This is a genomic window from Streptomyces sp. NPDC029014 (assembly GCF_055564695.1).
In genome coordinates, this window is record NZ_JBVHVT010000092.1 from 1 (window position 1) to 14,192 (window position 14,192).

The 14,192-nt window shown below is 71.3% G+C and carries 18 protein-coding genes and 1 pseudogene; 18 read left to right on the top strand and 1 reads right to left on the bottom strand.

Features of this window, described 5'->3' with window-relative positions; genetic code table 11:
• The 3 genes and pseudogenes from ACZ4VL_RS34030 to ACZ4VL_RS34040 all read left to right on the top strand — a co-directional run.
• Positions 1 to 1,593: pseudogene (locus tag ACZ4VL_RS34030) on the top strand (hypothetical protein); the annotation flags it as partial.
• Positions 1,590 to 2,360 carry a hypothetical protein gene (locus tag ACZ4VL_RS34035; protein WP_468207936.1) on the top strand — a complete coding sequence of 257 codons (771 nt, stop codon included), beginning with the start codon at positions 1,590 to 1,592 and terminating at the stop codon, positions 2,358 to 2,360. The pseudogene ACZ4VL_RS34030 and the gene ACZ4VL_RS34035, both read left to right, overlap by 4 nt.
• Positions 2,361 to 2,434: 74 nt before the next feature.
• Positions 2,435 to 3,106, top strand: coding sequence for a hypothetical protein (locus ACZ4VL_RS34040; protein WP_468207939.1), 672 nt, complete (start codon positions 2,435 to 2,437; stop codon positions 3,104 to 3,106).
• A 257-nt stretch (positions 3,107 to 3,363) separates the two neighbouring features.
• Here the strand turns inward: ACZ4VL_RS34040 and ACZ4VL_RS34045 are convergent, their stop codons facing one another.
• Entirely contained in the window at positions 3,364 to 3,807 is a 444-nt protein-coding gene (locus tag ACZ4VL_RS34045; RefSeq protein ID WP_468207941.1) for an NUDIX domain-containing protein, read from the bottom strand.
• Positions 3,808 to 3,836: 29 nt separating this feature from the next.
• Between ACZ4VL_RS34045 and ACZ4VL_RS34050 the strand changes: the two genes are divergently transcribed.
• The 15 genes from ACZ4VL_RS34050 (at position 3,837) to ACZ4VL_RS34120 (ending at position 13,913) form a co-directional block, all read left to right on the top strand.
• Positions 3,837 to 4,634 (top strand): GntR family transcriptional regulator, encoded by a 798-nt coding sequence (locus tag ACZ4VL_RS34050; protein ID WP_468207944.1) that lies wholly within the window; start codon positions 3,837 to 3,839, stop codon positions 4,632 to 4,634.
• A 613-nt stretch (positions 4,635 to 5,247) separates the two neighbouring features.
• Positions 5,248 to 5,517 (top strand): DUF6284 family protein, encoded by a 270-nt coding sequence (locus ACZ4VL_RS34055; RefSeq protein ID WP_468207946.1) that lies wholly within the window; start codon positions 5,248 to 5,250, stop codon positions 5,515 to 5,517.
• Positions 5,517 to 5,669 (top strand): hypothetical protein, encoded by a 153-nt coding sequence (locus tag ACZ4VL_RS34060; protein ID WP_468207948.1) that lies wholly within the window; start codon positions 5,517 to 5,519, stop codon positions 5,667 to 5,669. The genes ACZ4VL_RS34055 and ACZ4VL_RS34060 overlap by 1 nt, the downstream gene beginning before the upstream one ends.
• Complete coding sequence (locus ACZ4VL_RS34065) at positions 5,666 to 6,700, top strand: DUF2637 domain-containing protein (protein ID WP_468207951.1); 1,035 nt, start codon at positions 5,666 to 5,668, stop codon at positions 6,698 to 6,700. Before ACZ4VL_RS34060 ends, ACZ4VL_RS34065 begins: the two co-directional genes overlap by 4 nt.
• The gene (locus tag ACZ4VL_RS34070; protein WP_468207953.1) at positions 6,697 to 6,930 is read left to right on the top strand and encodes a hypothetical protein; all 234 of its coding nucleotides are present in this window, start codon (positions 6,697 to 6,699) and stop codon (positions 6,928 to 6,930) included. Before ACZ4VL_RS34065 ends, ACZ4VL_RS34070 begins: the two co-directional genes overlap by 4 nt.
• Entirely contained in the window at positions 6,927 to 7,271 is a 345-nt protein-coding gene (locus ACZ4VL_RS34075) for an RRQRL motif-containing zinc-binding protein (protein ID WP_468207956.1), read from the top strand. Before ACZ4VL_RS34070 ends, ACZ4VL_RS34075 begins: the two co-directional genes overlap by 4 nt.
• A 24-nt stretch (positions 7,272 to 7,295) precedes the next feature.
• Positions 7,296 to 7,688, top strand: coding sequence for a DUF3307 domain-containing protein (locus ACZ4VL_RS34080; protein WP_468207959.1), 393 nt, complete (start codon positions 7,296 to 7,298; stop codon positions 7,686 to 7,688).
• Positions 7,689 to 7,708: 20 nt separating this feature from the next.
• The gene (locus tag ACZ4VL_RS34085; protein ID WP_468207961.1) at positions 7,709 to 7,885 is read left to right on the top strand and encodes a hypothetical protein; all 177 of its coding nucleotides are present in this window, start codon (positions 7,709 to 7,711) and stop codon (positions 7,883 to 7,885) included.
• A 28-nt stretch (positions 7,886 to 7,913) separates the two neighbouring features.
• A complete protein-coding gene (locus tag ACZ4VL_RS34090) occupies positions 7,914 to 8,297 on the top strand; it encodes a DUF6251 family protein (RefSeq protein ID WP_468207964.1) in 384 nt (127 codons plus the stop codon).
• Position 8,298: 1 nt separating this feature from the next.
• The gene (locus tag ACZ4VL_RS34095; RefSeq protein ID WP_468207966.1) at positions 8,299 to 8,487 is read left to right on the top strand and encodes a hypothetical protein; all 189 of its coding nucleotides are present in this window, start codon (positions 8,299 to 8,301) and stop codon (positions 8,485 to 8,487) included.
• A gap of 100 nt (positions 8,488 to 8,587) precedes the next feature.
• Positions 8,588 to 8,797: a DUF6257 family protein gene (locus tag ACZ4VL_RS34100; protein ID WP_468207969.1), complete on the top strand. Its 210-nt coding sequence runs from the start codon at positions 8,588 to 8,590 to the stop codon at positions 8,795 to 8,797.
• 87 nt (positions 8,798 to 8,884) lie between these two features.
• Complete coding sequence (locus tag ACZ4VL_RS34105; RefSeq protein WP_468207970.1) at positions 8,885 to 11,014, top strand: ATP-binding protein; 2,130 nt, start codon at positions 8,885 to 8,887, stop codon at positions 11,012 to 11,014.
• 209 nt (positions 11,015 to 11,223) lie between these two features.
• Positions 11,224 to 11,502, top strand: a complete 279-nt coding sequence (locus ACZ4VL_RS34110) for a hypothetical protein (RefSeq protein ID WP_468207973.1) — start codon at positions 11,224 to 11,226, stop codon at positions 11,500 to 11,502.
• Between the two features lie 78 nt (positions 11,503 to 11,580).
• On the top strand, positions 11,581 to 12,435 hold the full coding sequence (locus ACZ4VL_RS34115; protein ID WP_468207975.1) for a bifunctional DNA primase/polymerase: 855 nt from the start codon (positions 11,581 to 11,583) through the stop codon (positions 12,433 to 12,435).
• Between the two features lie 2 nt (positions 12,436 to 12,437).
• A complete protein-coding gene (locus ACZ4VL_RS34120; protein WP_468207978.1) occupies positions 12,438 to 13,913 on the top strand; it encodes an ATP-binding protein in 1,476 nt (491 codons plus the stop codon).
• Positions 13,914 to 14,192 lie beyond the last annotated feature (279 nt).

Sequence of the window (14,192 nt, forward strand, 5' to 3'; positions counted from 1 at the left end):
GCGGGTAAGGCGGGTGCGGTCGCCAAGGCCCTGTCGTTCGCGGGCAAGGCGGGTCGGGTGGTCGACCCGATGACGTACGTCTTCAAGGGTGCGGGTGCCGGGTTCTCGAAGATCGGCGATGTGATGGCCGGTCTGCGGGGCATGGGCAAGATCGAGACGCCGAGCATCAACGTCGACGGTGCGGTGGCCCTGCCCGACGGGGCGAAGGTGCTGCCCGACGGGTCCATCCACCTTCCCTCGGGCAGTTCCGTCCCGGAGGGCGCGATCAAGCTGCCCGACGACACCATCAAGCTGCCCGAGGGCACCGTCGCGCTGCCGCCCGGCACGGTCAAGGTGCCGTTCGACGGCCCGGCCAAGTACATGGACGAAGCCGGCAACCTCTACAAGGAGGACGGCAGCATCCTCCAGCGCGCCGAAGACGCCAGGGTCGAGAAGACCCCGGACACCCCCGATGGTGCGGGCGCCCCGAAGTCCGACAACCCGAACACGAACAGCCCGGCCACGGTCAAGGCGCCCGACCGCGTCCTGGCCGGCGTGGGCGGTCGCGGCGACGACGGCATCCGCCTCGGCTCCGACATGTCCGACCCGGTCCACGCCCCCGGCGACCACACCGGCGGCCCCCGCCCGGACACCACCCCCGGCGGCCACGCCCCGGACGACATGCCCCGCAACAGCGCGGACGGCCCCACCGCCCCCGGACCCCGCCCGGACGCCCCGTCCCCGGGGGGCCATGCGGACACCCCGCCCACCGGTGGGCACGCGGACGTCCCGGGCCCCCGTACCGACGGCCCGTCCACCGGCGGCGGTCACCCCGAAACCCCGGGTGGCGGCGCGGGCCACCCGGACGGACCGTCCACGGGCGGGGGCCACCCCGAGAACCCGGGCGCGGGCGGTGCGGACGACCTCGGCGACGGCGCGGACGACGCGGCCCGCGCGGACGACGACGCGGCCGGCGGCCCGTACACGCACGGCCCCGACGGCGGCTGGAGCGGCGCCGGTTGGGTGGAGAAGCCTTCGGAGCACGGTGCGGCGATCTACGACTCGCTGCGGTCCACCCCGAACCACATCGACGTTCCGGTGATGGCCAGGAACACCGGCCTCTCCGAGTCCGTGATCAGGGACGTGAAGTCCCACATGATCAGGTCGCAGCACGATGTCGTCATCGGGCCTGGCGATTGGCGGCGCGGACGGTTCACGCCGCGCGACGACATCGCCGACCTGTGGGACGGCGCCCGCAAGGGCACCCTCACCGAGGCCCAGCTCAAGGAGTTCCGCAACCTCATGACCCATGAGTACGTGGAGAGCAAGCTGATGAAGTCCGGGCTGCCCTACCTCCGCGACGAGGCGGGCCTGTGGCGCAAGGAGCCGGACGGCACCTACCAGGGCGGCGGCCGGTACTCGCCGAAGAGCCTGAGCGCCGCCGGCGCGCACGACCTGTCACCGAATCCCGTCCGGGGCGGCTTCGGTTATGCCTGGCAGAAGCTCGGTCTGAAGCACCCGAAGACCGTCCTCGCCCACGACTTGTCCAACATCGACGATTTCGTCAAGGATGTTTTCCGAGAGCTGCGAGCTAAGGGGCTGGACCTGAAGTGACCGAGACGACGTCACGCACCGTGCTGGAACGGCTGCGCGCCATCGACTGGGAGGACGAGGCGGCGGCCTGGGAGCACGCCCCCTCGCGCGCCCTGCTCATGCGCGAGTACCTGCGCCGTTCCGCGCTGTGGGCCCGGGTGTGCGGCGCCGAGGAGGCGTGGCCGTTCTTCGACGTCGCGGAGCACCTCGGCGCGCAGGCCCCGGGCACCCCGCCCGAGGTGGCGGCCGAGCTGGAGGAGCTCCTGGACGGGCTCGCCCCGGCCTCGCTGCGGACCACCTGCCGCGCCGCCGTGCGCTGGGCGGCCGTACGGAGCGCCGGTCAGGAGCTGCCGGCCGGCCTGCCGGAGCCGTACGAGCCGCTGCTGCTCATGTACGAGCGCGGCGGCGGGTACTACCTGGAGGAGTACGTCGACCTCAACGGCACGATGATCCGGCTGGGAGACGTGGAGGGCAACGCCTCCGCGACGCCGTTCCTCACGCTCGCCCCCACCACCCTCGACGCGCTCGACGCCGAGGGCGAGATCGCCTACTACGCCAAGGCCGACGGCGGGCACTCGCGGCAGGCGCCGGGCGGCATCCTGCGGCGCCGCACCGACGAGGACCGTACGTACGACGAGGTCCTCACCGCCGACCTGCGCTGGGAACCCACCCGGCAGCTGGAGCTCTCCGGCCCCGACCCCGAGGGCGCCGGCCACGTCCGGATCAGCGACATCGAGGCCGCCGCCTTCATCGAAGCCGTCTCGGAGCAGCGCAGCGGCTCCCGATGAGCCCTTCCGCGGTGCTGGAGCGCCTTCGGGCAGTGGAATGGGCGGGGGACTGGGAGGCCGCGTCATCCCGTGTCATGTCCCGCCGGCTGCTCATGCGCGAGTACCTGCGGCGGGCGGGGCTGTGGGCGCGGTCCTGTGCGGCCGAGGGGGCGTGGCCCTTCTTCGACGTCATGGAACACGTGGACCCCGGGTTCGCGCTTTCCGCGGACACCGCCGAAGAGCTCCGCGCGTGTCTGGGCGGGACGGCGGTCGGCGCCGCGGTCAAGCGCACCTGTGCCGGTGCGGTGAAGCTGGCGGCGTACCGTGCGCAGCATCCGCACGCCCTGCCCGCGCTGCCCGACCTCTACGAGCCGTTGATCCTCTTCTACGAGCGGGGCGGCGAGTTCCTCCAGGACAACGCGGGGTTCGTCGACCTGACCGGGGTGCAGTTGCGCCCCGGAAGCCTGCGGGGACACCTGGGCACCCCCGCGCTGCGCTCCGTCGACGGTGCCGTTCTCGACGCCGTGGACGCGCCGGGGCGGATCACCTACTACACCGCAGACGAGCGGCGGGGTCCGGTGCTGCGGCGGCGCGTGCTGCGCACCGGGACGCACGACGAGGCGTTCGGCCGGGAGAGCCTGCGCTGGGAGCCGGCCGGCCCGCTGCCGGGGTCCCGGGAGAAGGCGGCGGAGTACGGCCTGGTGCGGCTGGACGAGGTGGAAGCGGCCGACCTGATCGCGGCGGCCATGACCGCGGCCGGCCGGTAGCCGGGCGGGCGCGCGAACGGCCCCGGACGGAAGTCCGGGGCCGTGTTGCGCGGTCTGCGGCCCGAGCGCCGAGTCCCGGAGGGAAATCCGGGTCAGCGGCTCGTGCTGCGGTGCCCCCGGCAGGATTCGAACCTGCGACACCCGCTTTAGGAGTTCGCCCCGCGTCTGACCTGGGATGTCTAGGGGCGTGAGCCGTCTGCAGTCGGGGGTCTCGGATGGTTGCCGTCGTTCGCGGACGTTGCCGTCACATACTGCCGTCAGGCCGCAAGCAGCCGAACCCCGTCGTGTGAACGGACGTGCGGCGCCAAGCCGTCCAAGGCGTCCGCGACGCGTACCGCGAACACTTCCTTCATCGACTGCGCGACCTCGTCGGGCGTGAGCCAGCGGACCGCCGTCGATTCCTCGGACAGTTGCTCCGCCCCTCCGACAGGCCGGCACCGGAAGACCAGGGCGATCACCCCGAGCGTGAGGTTCTTGTAGACCCCGGTGAGTCGCTCCACCTCGACGGCGATCCCGGTTTCCTCGGCAACCTCCCGCAGCACTCCCTCCTCTGGCCGCTCATCCCGTTCAAGGATGCCGCCCGGCGGCTCCCAAGCGCCGTTGTCGGCGCGCTGGATCGCAAGCACGCGCCCGTCCTCCCGGACAACGATTCCGGCGACCGAGACGGAGTGCAGCGGTCTCTCAGCGGTAGCGTTGGTCATATACATGAGTCTAGGAGAATCAGCAGAGTATGCCCCTCTCGCCAGCACGTGACGCAGGTCGCCCGCGCTACCTCCAGATCGCAGACGACCTCAGCCAGCAGATTCAGGAAGCCCTCCGGGATCCCCAGGCCAAGCTCCGCCCCGGAGAGAAGGTGCCGAGTGAGTCCGAGCTGATGGATCGGTACTCGGTTGCACAGGGGACCGTCCGCAAGGCGATGACCGAGTTGCGGACTCGCGGCCTGGTCGAGACGCACCACGGTCGCGGCAGCTTCGTACGCAAGGCCCCGCCCGTGCAGCGGAAATCTAGCGACCGCTTCCGGCGGTCGCACAGGAAGGCCGGTAAGGCCGCCTATCTGGCCGAGGCCGAGCAGGCGGGTTCGAAGCCCAGCGTCCGCGTCCTCTTCGTCGGTCAGACCGAGGCACCGGCGGAGGTGGCCGCCCGACTTGGGCTGGACCCGGGCACCAAGGTGCTCGCGCGCCGTCGGCTGTACTACAGCGACGGTATCCCCACCGAGGAGGCGACTTCATACCTCCCGTGGGACCTTGCCGAAAGCATCCCTCTGCTTAGGGAGGAGAACCCGGGGCCGGGCGGGATCTACGCCCGCATCGAAGAACGCGGGGACCTTCTGGCGGAGTTCCGGGAGACGGTGCGGGTTCGCCTCGCGACCAAGGAGGAGCAGACTTCGCTGAGCCTGAGCCCGGGGGCGCCTGTCATCCACCTCATGCGGGACGCTCAAATCGAGTCAGGTCGAGTGATCGAGGTCTGCGACACCCTGATGAGTGCTGACCAGTTCGTTCTGGAGTACCGCATCCCCGCCGGAGACTGACGACCCACCACATTCAAGTCAGCCGGCAGCGCGACTCACCAACTGGGCGGTTGACTCCTCTACATGAGTGCAGCACTCTCTTATTCGTAACTCCTGCACAGGAGTACACGACTGAAGGAGCTGAGTAGGCCTTCCTTGGGCTGCTCAGACGCAGAAGGCGGGGACGCTGCAATCCCGCTGAAGGCCAGGTGGAACAGGGCTTCGGCCCGTACTGGCGAGGTGGCCCGGCGACCGCGAGCAACGGCCGGAGAGTGGGGACTTTGTCCCCCTTGCAGTGCAAGTCATGTGCACACCACCTCTGGAGGTTCGAAGTGATTCGCTCAAGACCCTCGGCCGCTGACCTGCTGGACCGGCATGTCAGCGTCGCCCTTCGCGTCTCCCCGATCCGCCGCGCAAGTGCACCGGAAACGCCGGTGATTCGCGGAGTCGGGTCACTGGCGCGGCCGTAGAGCCGCGGCCGGTTGCCTCCCTCGCCCGTCCGGCGCCTTTGGCCGTCGTACGGGCGGGGTGGGGGAGCTGGACATGTTCATCCTGCTTCACGACGAAGCCCCCGGTGCGGGAACACCGGGGGCTTCTGTTCGGGCCCGTTCCTGTATGAGAGGAGCAAGACCCAATGAAGTGCATCGTTGCACGTCAGAACCCCGTTACGGTGCTGCCGCCGGACCTGGAGCCAACGGCCGCTGAGCTGGAGGCGATCGAGGCGGAGATGCCGGTCATCACCGCCGAGGTCGACCTGCTCGACGTACAGATCGCTCTGCTGGACCGAACGCCGACGGAACTGGACGAGCGCAGGTTGCGCCGGGCCACCCGCCGGCTGCTGGAGGCCCGCCGGGTTCTGGCCGCCCGCCCGGCCGGCGCTCGCGTTCACGGAGTGGGGGCGTGATGGCCCGCCTGACGCGAGTGTTCAAGCGTGACCGGCCGACCCCGCCCACGACAGCCCCCGCGGACCGCGATGACGACTCCGGCGACGGCATGGGGCGCTCGTTCATGTGGGTCGACGGTGACCTCGACAGCGACGAGGAGGACGAGCGGTGAGCGATGTTCATCTGCGTTCACCCGAGCGCGCCCTGTCGGTTGGCATGTGGCTGATCGTGAGCGGGGCGGTCCTCTTCTCCATTCTCACGGTCACCCCGTTGATGGCGGCCCACACTCCGGCGGGATGGCAGTGGACGGCGCCGATCCTGCCGCTCGTGGTGGATGCCGCGGTCGTGATCGTGGTCCGGCTCGACTCCGTCCTGGCACGTCTGGGCGGGCACGCCGGCGGTTGGCCGGTGGCCCTGCGCTGGATGACCGGCACCATGACGCTCCTGCTCAACATCGGCGCATCCGCCCTGGCCGGGGACCTTGTCGGGGTGGCGGTGCACTCGGTTGCCCCGCTGCTGCTGATCGCCACCGCGGAAGCTGGCCTCGCCTACCGGCGGGCCCTGACCGCCGCCGTCAAGGCGCTGGAAGCCGAGCAGGAAGCCGCCCGGCTGGCCCGTGAAAGGGCGGCCGAGGAGCGGGAGGAGGCCCGGCAGAAGCGGGTCCGTGAACGCCGGGACCATGAGGCGGCCCTTGCTCGTGAACAGCGTGAACACGAGGCCCAGCTCATCCGGGAGGAGAACGACAGGCAGGACCGGATCCGGCGCGAGGAACGCGAGCGGGCCGATGCCGCGATGAACGCGGAGCGCGAGGAGCGTGAACGCGCTGAACGGCTCCGTGAACAGCAGCGGCTGGAACGTGAACGTGCTGAACGGCAGGCCGCGCAGCAGCGTGAGCTGGAGGCCCGCGAGAAGGGCGAGCGGGAGCGTCAGGCGCTTGCGCGGAAGGCTGAGCATGAACGCCTTGAACGGGAGCGTGAACAGGAGCAGGCGGAGCGTGAACGCCAGGCGCTGCTGATGCTGGGGCCGCCCGTGGAGAAGCTCAAGGAGCCTGAGGCCCGCGCGCTCGTCAAGCGCGTGCACGCCGCTGGGCTGGGCGTCCGGGTGGCCGCTGAGGTGACCGGCTGGTCCGTGGGCTGGGCGTCCAACCGATACCAGGAAATCCGCGAAGCCACTCCCGCCGCTCTGGAAGGAGCCGCATCGTGAAGCTGTTCCCCAACACCGCGACGCCCGTGGAGCCGTACAACCTGCTGATCCGCTTCCACAATCAGGTCGGCGCCGTCGTGGACATCACCGGCAGCCGGGACAGTTCCCGCTGGACCTGCCACGGCTGCGGCTACCGCGGCGGCTTGCGTGAGGGCGTCGTGGCCACTCGCCCGGCAGCCAACCGGCACGCGGCCGAGTGCCGGGCCGCGTACCACCGCCTCGACCAGTGACCGCCCTGCCGGTTTACCGGTGGCATCTGGCCCCGGATGGCCTGGCCACCCGCCGACAACTCCGCGCCGCCGGGCTCCGGCCCGGCGGTCAGGACGTCGCCGCGCAGCTGGAGCGGCCCCGTCGTCGGCGCGGCCCGCTGGTCGCGTTCCTGTACCGGGTGGAGCTGGCACTGCCGGTTCGGTCCATGACCCCCGCCAAGCGGGAGGCCCTGGACCGGGCGAACACCGCCCGCCGCACCTGCCCGGCCTGCCGGCGGGACGCGGGCTACGTCATCCCGGCCTCGCTCGGCATGTGCGTGCCCTGCGCCTACCCCGACGACGCTCACGCGTCTGCTGCCTGACCTGCCCGGAAAGGGGCTCGTCCCGTGTTCGCTGAAATCGCGTTCCTGCTCTACGTCGGGCACCTGCTGGCCGACTACCCGTTCCAGACCGACCACCAGGCCGCCCACAAGGCCACCTGCGGCCGCGCGGGCTGGACCGCCAACCTCACCCACGCCGCCACCCACATCCTGACCTGCGGACTCCTCCTCACGATCGGGGCCGTGGGGCTGGGGTGGCGTCTTCCGCTGGTGCCCGCCGCGGCCGCGCTGTTGTGGATCGGCGCGACCCACGCGTTCATCGACCGCCGCTGGCCGGTCGCCGCATGGATGCGGCTGGCACGCCAGACCGGCTGGGCCGCGCACGGCGGCGCCGCCCACGTCGACCAGACCGCCCACATCCTCGCCCTCACCCTCGCCGCGCTGTTCCTCGCCGCCTGACCCCTGAAAGGGGACCCGTCATGGACATGGACTACCTCTTCACCCCCGTCCGCTACCGCACCCGGGGCGGCGCGATCGTCATCGCCGATGGACTGAGCGGCCGCTGCACCGGGTGCTCGGCCACCACCTACAACGGCGACCACCGCAAGTGGGCCCAGGCCCACGCCGACAAGTGCCGCGCCCTGCCCCGCCGCTGACCGAGCCGACCCGAGAGGAGCACGCGGGATGAACCGCCTTCCCGAACCCATCCGCCAGGCCACGGTGGTCCAGCTCCCGGACGGCACCCACGTCTACGCCGATCAGCTTCCGGCCGCCTACACCGGCCCGCAGATCGTCCACCAGCACATCCACCAGGCCCCACCCGACCGCACCATGCAGCGCATCGCGCTCGGCTCCGGTGCCGGTGCGGGCGCGGTCGCGGCCGGCGTGTACTTCGGCCCGCTCCTGATCGGCGCCCTGACCGCCATGGCCGCGAACATCGCGTTCCTCGCCTTCCTCGCCCTGGTCCTGGGCTGGGGCGTCCACACGGTCGTCAAGTCCGTCGGGGGTCCCGAGGGCACGCAGGCCGCGAAGAACGTGCGCAGGGCCGCCCGCCGAAGGGGGCGATGACGTGTTCGCCGCTGGAGACCGGGTGCTCATCGTCGCGTGTGAGGACGACCCGCGGGCCGTGGGCCGTATGGGCCGGATCGTGGATGCGGTCCCGCCCGGGCCGCTCACGGCCGGCCGGTGGACCGTCGCCGGTATCGGCTTCCTCATCGCGCCGGTCCTGTGCCACACCCACGAACTCAAGAAGACCTGACCTACCTCCTGCAGGACTGACGACTGCCCGATCCACCCGGCCACCGTGCCGGGTGGTGAGGGGAGCCGGGACAGCCCCGGTTCCTGGAGGGAGCCCAGCAATGGCGAAGGACCCGAGGTTCACCGCCCGCGAGATCGCACAGATCGGCTGGTACACGGCCCGCATGTGCAAGCGCGGGATTGCCAGCGAGACCGTCTACCAGGGTGACCTGGAACGCAAGGTCGACCGGATCATCGACGGCGCCCGCGAGCGGACCGAGCGCGAGGACCGTGAGGCGGCCGCGGCGAAGAAGTCCGGCAAGCGCAAGTAGCTGTGCCCTGGGGGCGGCCCTCCCGGCCAAGGAATCCGGCCGCCCCCGGGCCCTGCCCATCCCACAAGAGACGACAGGACATCCAGCATGCCCGAGAACGTCGTACCACTCTTCAAGAACCCCAACCCCGAACCCGGCTCCGGCCCCGAGCCGCTGGCGTTAGTGCCGCCCGCCCCGGACCCGACGCTCACCGCCAAGTCCGTCCGGGTGTTCAAGCAGACCCTGCGGGCGATGTCGGCCGCGGTCACCCACGACCGCACGCGCACCGCAGCCCGCATGTTCGCCCGGCACGGCCTGTACATCCTCGGCGGCGCCCGCATCGCGGCTCGCCGCGCGTGGGACGGGCGGACCGCCTCCCGCTACGAGCGGATGTTCCGTGCGGCTGAGGCGGCCGGGCACTGGGAGGAAGCCAAGGAGTGGGAGGACCGGCTGCACCGGTTCCGCTCCGACCGGCACCGCCGCCGCATGGACCTGATCAAAGCCCCGCTGGACCTCGCCAAGAGCGCCTTGATCGGCACCGGCCTGACCATCGGGTCCCTGCTCGCGTTGGGGATCGTGCTGGCCATCGCGAACAAGGACGTCAGCTACGTTGTCGGCCCGCTCGCCGCGGCGATCGAGTTGATCCGTCTGGTGACCGTGGTCGCGACGGTGGTGTGGGGGCCGCTGGTCACCCTCGGCCCGTGGGCGGCGCTCGCCGCGCTGTGGGCGCTGGGCCGCAAGCGGCAGGCCGCCCCCCAGTGGGCAATGCCCGCCGGCCAGCGCGACGACGCCGGAGCACCCATCACCCCCTCGATCGTCGTCACCGCCCTACGCGACCTCGGCATCGCACCCTTGCGGAACGCCATCAAGGAAATGGGTGACTCCGGGGCCGCAATGCTTGGCCCGATCCGGATCGCCGGATGCGGCGTGGAAGTCGACGTCACCCTCCCCTCCGGCGTCTCCACCGCCGAGGTCCAGGGCCGCCGGCGCAAGCTCGCCGAGAACCTCGCCCGCCACGAACACGAAGTGTTCATCACCCTGCCGACCGCGGCCCGCACCGTCCGGCTGTGGATCGCCGACTCCGGCGCCCTCGACCAGCCGATCGGCCCGTCCCCGCTCATCACCGACAACACCCTGACCGCGAACTACAAGACCGGCCGGGCCCCGTGGGGTCAGGACCTGCGCGGCGACAAGGCCCTGATCAGCCTGTATCAGCGGATGCTGCTGATCACCGGTCTGTCGAACCAGGGCAAGACCGCCGCCCTGCGCGCGCTCGCCCTGTGGCTGGCCCTCGACCGCACGGTCGAGTTCCGGATCGCCGACCTCAAGGGCGTCGGTGACTGGGGGATGTTCGACGGGCTCGCCACCGTCCTGATCCAGGGGCCGACCGACGAGCACGTCATCGACGCGACCGAGATGGTCGAAGGCATGGTCGCCGAGATGGAACGCCGCATCCAGGCCCCACCCGGAAGCGTGTTCCCGCCGCTGGTCGGCATCGTGGACGAAGCGCAGGTGGCGTTCATGTGCCCCGCGGTCGGCGAGGACAAGCGGCCCTACGGCGGCAGCAAGGCCACGTCCCGGTACTTCATGGCCGCGCGGAAGATTCACAACCAGGGCCGGGCCGTGGACGTGCTGCTGTGGGAGGGCACCCAGGACCCCACCGACCAGAACCTGCCCAAGCTGGTCCGTGAGGGCGCCCACACCCGTGTCTCCCTCGCCCTCGGCACCGAGTCGCAGGCCCGCATGGCGCTGGGCGACAAGGCCGTCGACGGCGGCGCCGCACCCCACCTGCTCCGCCAGGGCCTGGACAAGGGGACCGTTGTCGTTGCCTCGGACGGCATCAAGATTCCGGCCGGGCAGGCCTCCATCACCGTCCGCACCCACTACATCGACACCGACACCGCCACGACCATCGCCGAGAGGGCCAAGGCCCTGCGCGGCGCGGTCACCACCGCCACCGCGAGCGAGTCGCCGGCCGCCGCGGTCGACGCGCTCGCCGACATCGCACACGTCATCGGCGACGAGTCACGCATGCGCACGCAAGAGGTCCTCGCCGGCCTCGCCGCGCTGAACCCGAGCGAGTACCGCGAGTGGACGTTCAGCGACCTGAAAGACGTCCTCGACGGCACCGGCGCCGACCCGTACAAGTCCGACGGCCGCATGACCGTCAGCCGCGACAAGGTTCGCGCCGCCCTCGCGGCACGCGACCAGGACGGGCCCGAGCGACTCGCCGAGTAGCAGGGAGACGTCAGGGAGGCAGGGAGAACTCCCTTCCCGCCTCCCTGACCCCCATCCCTGCCCTTGATCAGCACAAACACCCGAATAGGGAGGCAGGGAGGCGCCCTCGAAACACCCCCTCGGACCCCCCTGAGGGGCCCGCTCCGGCTGCCCCTGGCCTCCCTCCCCGCACCGCGTCCAGTGCCCATCCCTACAAGCGAGGAGGGGCAATGTCCCGCTTCCGAATCCAGCTCCGCAACTGGTCCCGCCGGGCCCTGATCCTGACCGACACCCCGGACCCGCACTGCCCCGACTGCCGGGGCGGGGGCGGCTACCACCACGACTACGGCGACCACGAGACCGGCGAGTACGCCGGAACCGAATGGGAGCCCTGCCCCTGCTGGGACGAAGACCGCCACTGGGTCCTCCTCACGCTCCCGCGCCTGCCCCGCCGCCACAGCAACACGGACCCGTTGAGCACCGGCTACAGCGACGAACCGCCGTTCTAGAACCGCCAAGGGCGGCCCCCTCTCACGCCAATGAACCGGGGCCGCCCTCATCCAGCACTACAACTGGAGGCATCCAGCATGACCGAACACCCCCTGCCCGCGCACCTGCGCCTGGCCCTCGACCTCGCCCGTATGGGCGTCCCCGTGCTGCCGCTACGAGCTGGGAAGCTGCCCGTCGGAAACTGCGCCCCCTGCCGGGACGCAGTGTGCGGCGGCCGGCCGAACATGCAGACCGCCGGACCCTGCCAGTGCCCCCGCCCCTGCCACGCCTGGGCCGCCGCCACCACGAACGTCGACGTACTCACGTCCGCGGCCTGGGCCGCCGCGTGGCGGCACGCCGCCGGGGTGGCCTACCACCCGGGTGGTGCCGGGCTGACCGTCGTGGACCTCGACAACGCCAGCGCGATCGCCTGGGCCCGCGAGAACCTGCCCGCGACGAGGACCGTGGCGACCACCCGCGGGGAGCACTGGATCTACCAGGGCGCCATGCGCTCGGTGAACAGCGTCCGGAGCGGCATCGACCTGAAGTCCACGGCGGCCTACGCTCGGTGGCGCGGCCCCGGGACCGGCACGTTGCAGCCCCTGCCCGACGTCGTGCGCGCACTCGCCGAGAAGGCACCGGCTGCGGCGCGGCCGGGGCCCGTCGCGGTCATCGCGCCCGCGCTGGCCGGGGGTGGGGAGTGTCGCCACCGCTCGCCCGTCTACCTGGAGCGGGGTATCGCCATGGCGGAGCAGCGCATCGCCGGGGCACCGGACGCCATCCACAAGACCGTGTACAAGACGTTCCTCGCGGTGCTGTCCGCCCACGGCCGGTGCGGCTGCCTCACCGAGGAGCACATCGACCGGCTGTTCACCGCCGCGCAGGGCAAGGGGGAATCCCTGCGGCACTGCGAGGCTGCGTGGAACAACGCCCGTACGACGCTGGGGATGTAGCCGTGGCCGACGAGGAGAAGACCCCGGCGCGGGAGATCATCACCGACTACGCCCAAGCCCACTTCCGGTACTTCCGCACCACTGAAGGCACCGTGTACGCGCAGCGCAACGGCCACCCCGTCGCCCGCCCGATTCGCTCCCAGGGCACGACTGGCAGCCACCGCCAGGAACTCATGGTCGGCCTGTTCAACGACGGGCTCGGCGTGTTCAACGGCACCGCCTTGAAGGAGGCGTTGGACTTGATCGAAGCACTCGCGCTCAGCCAGGACGTACAGGCCACCCACATCCGGGTCGCTCCGGGATTCGACGGCGCGACGTGGCTCGACCTGGGCCGCGACGACGGCCGATCCGTCCGCCTCCACCCCACTGGGTGGGAGATCCGAATCCCTGACCCGCGCGAGGTGTGCTGGCGGCGCACCCAGCTCACCGGCGAACTGCCCATCCCCGAGAAGGACACCGAGGGCAAGGGCATCGACGCCTTGCTGAGGCTGTGCAACTTCGCCAACGCCGAGAGTGAGTGCCTGGCCGTGGCGTGGCTGATCGGCTGCCTGGAGCCGTCCGTGCCCGTCCCCGCCCCGTTCCTCACCGGCCCCCAGGGCGCCGGCAAGTCAACCGGCGGGCGGATGCTGGTCCGGATCATCGAGGGCATGACCGGCGACCTGCGCCGCGCCCCGAAGGACGAGGAGAACCTGATCACGGCCGTTGCCGCCGGATGGGTCACCGCGCTGGACAACCTGTCCCACCTGCCGCCGGACCTGTCCGACCTGATGTGCTGCATCGTCACCGGCGCCGAGAGCATCAAGCGCGCGCTGTTCAGCGACGGCGACGTCCACCGCTCCCGTTACCGCCGCCCCCTGCTGCTGACCGGCATCGACGTGGGCGTCATCCGCCCCGACCTCGCCGAACGGCTCCTGCCCCTGCGTCTGGAGCGGCCCCGGGTGCGGCGGACGGAAGCGGAGCTGTGGGCGGAGTACGCGCAGGTGCTGCCCGTCATCCTCGGCTCGCTGCTGGACCTGACCGTGAAGGTGCGGGCCACCGAGGCCGACATCCCCACCGACCTGCGCATGGCCGACTTCGCCCATCTCTGCGCCCAGCTCGACGCGGCCACCGGCCTCGGGTCGCTGACCGCCTACCGGGCCAGCCTCGACGACCTCAACGACGACGTCATCGAAGGCGACCTCCTCGCACAGACCGTCCTCAAGCACGCCGCCGGCCTCGACCCCGGCGAGGAGGTGCGGATGACCTCGACCGAGTGGCTGCACGCCCTCACCCAGCTCTACGCCGGCGAGGACTTCCGCCCCCTGCCGAAGGGCTGGCCGACCACCGGCAAGGTCCTCTCGGACCGCCTCAAGCGGCTGCAGCCCACCCTCGCCGCGCGCGGCGTCCTCGTGGACTGGGGCCGCACCAAAACCGCCCGCTACATCGAGATGACCCGGCCGGCCCCAGCCGCGCCCGTCCAGCCCGCCCCGATGTTCTGACCGGACCGGCCGCCGACCCGCCAGGCACAGGCAAGAAGAGCACCCGGCCCCGGGGCGGGGTGCTCTTCTTGCCCTTCCGGCGGAACGCCGGCCCAAAGGGCGTGCCGCTTGGCGGCTCCTTCTTCACGCCTGAAGGCACGCACCACAACAGACACCACCCCTCTCTTTTTCCTAAGAAGAGAGACGCTGCGTCACCCACGTCACCACAAGCCCACAAACGGCCCGTGACCTGCGCACACAGGGGTGACGCGGACGGCCCCCAGCTGCGTCACCACACGT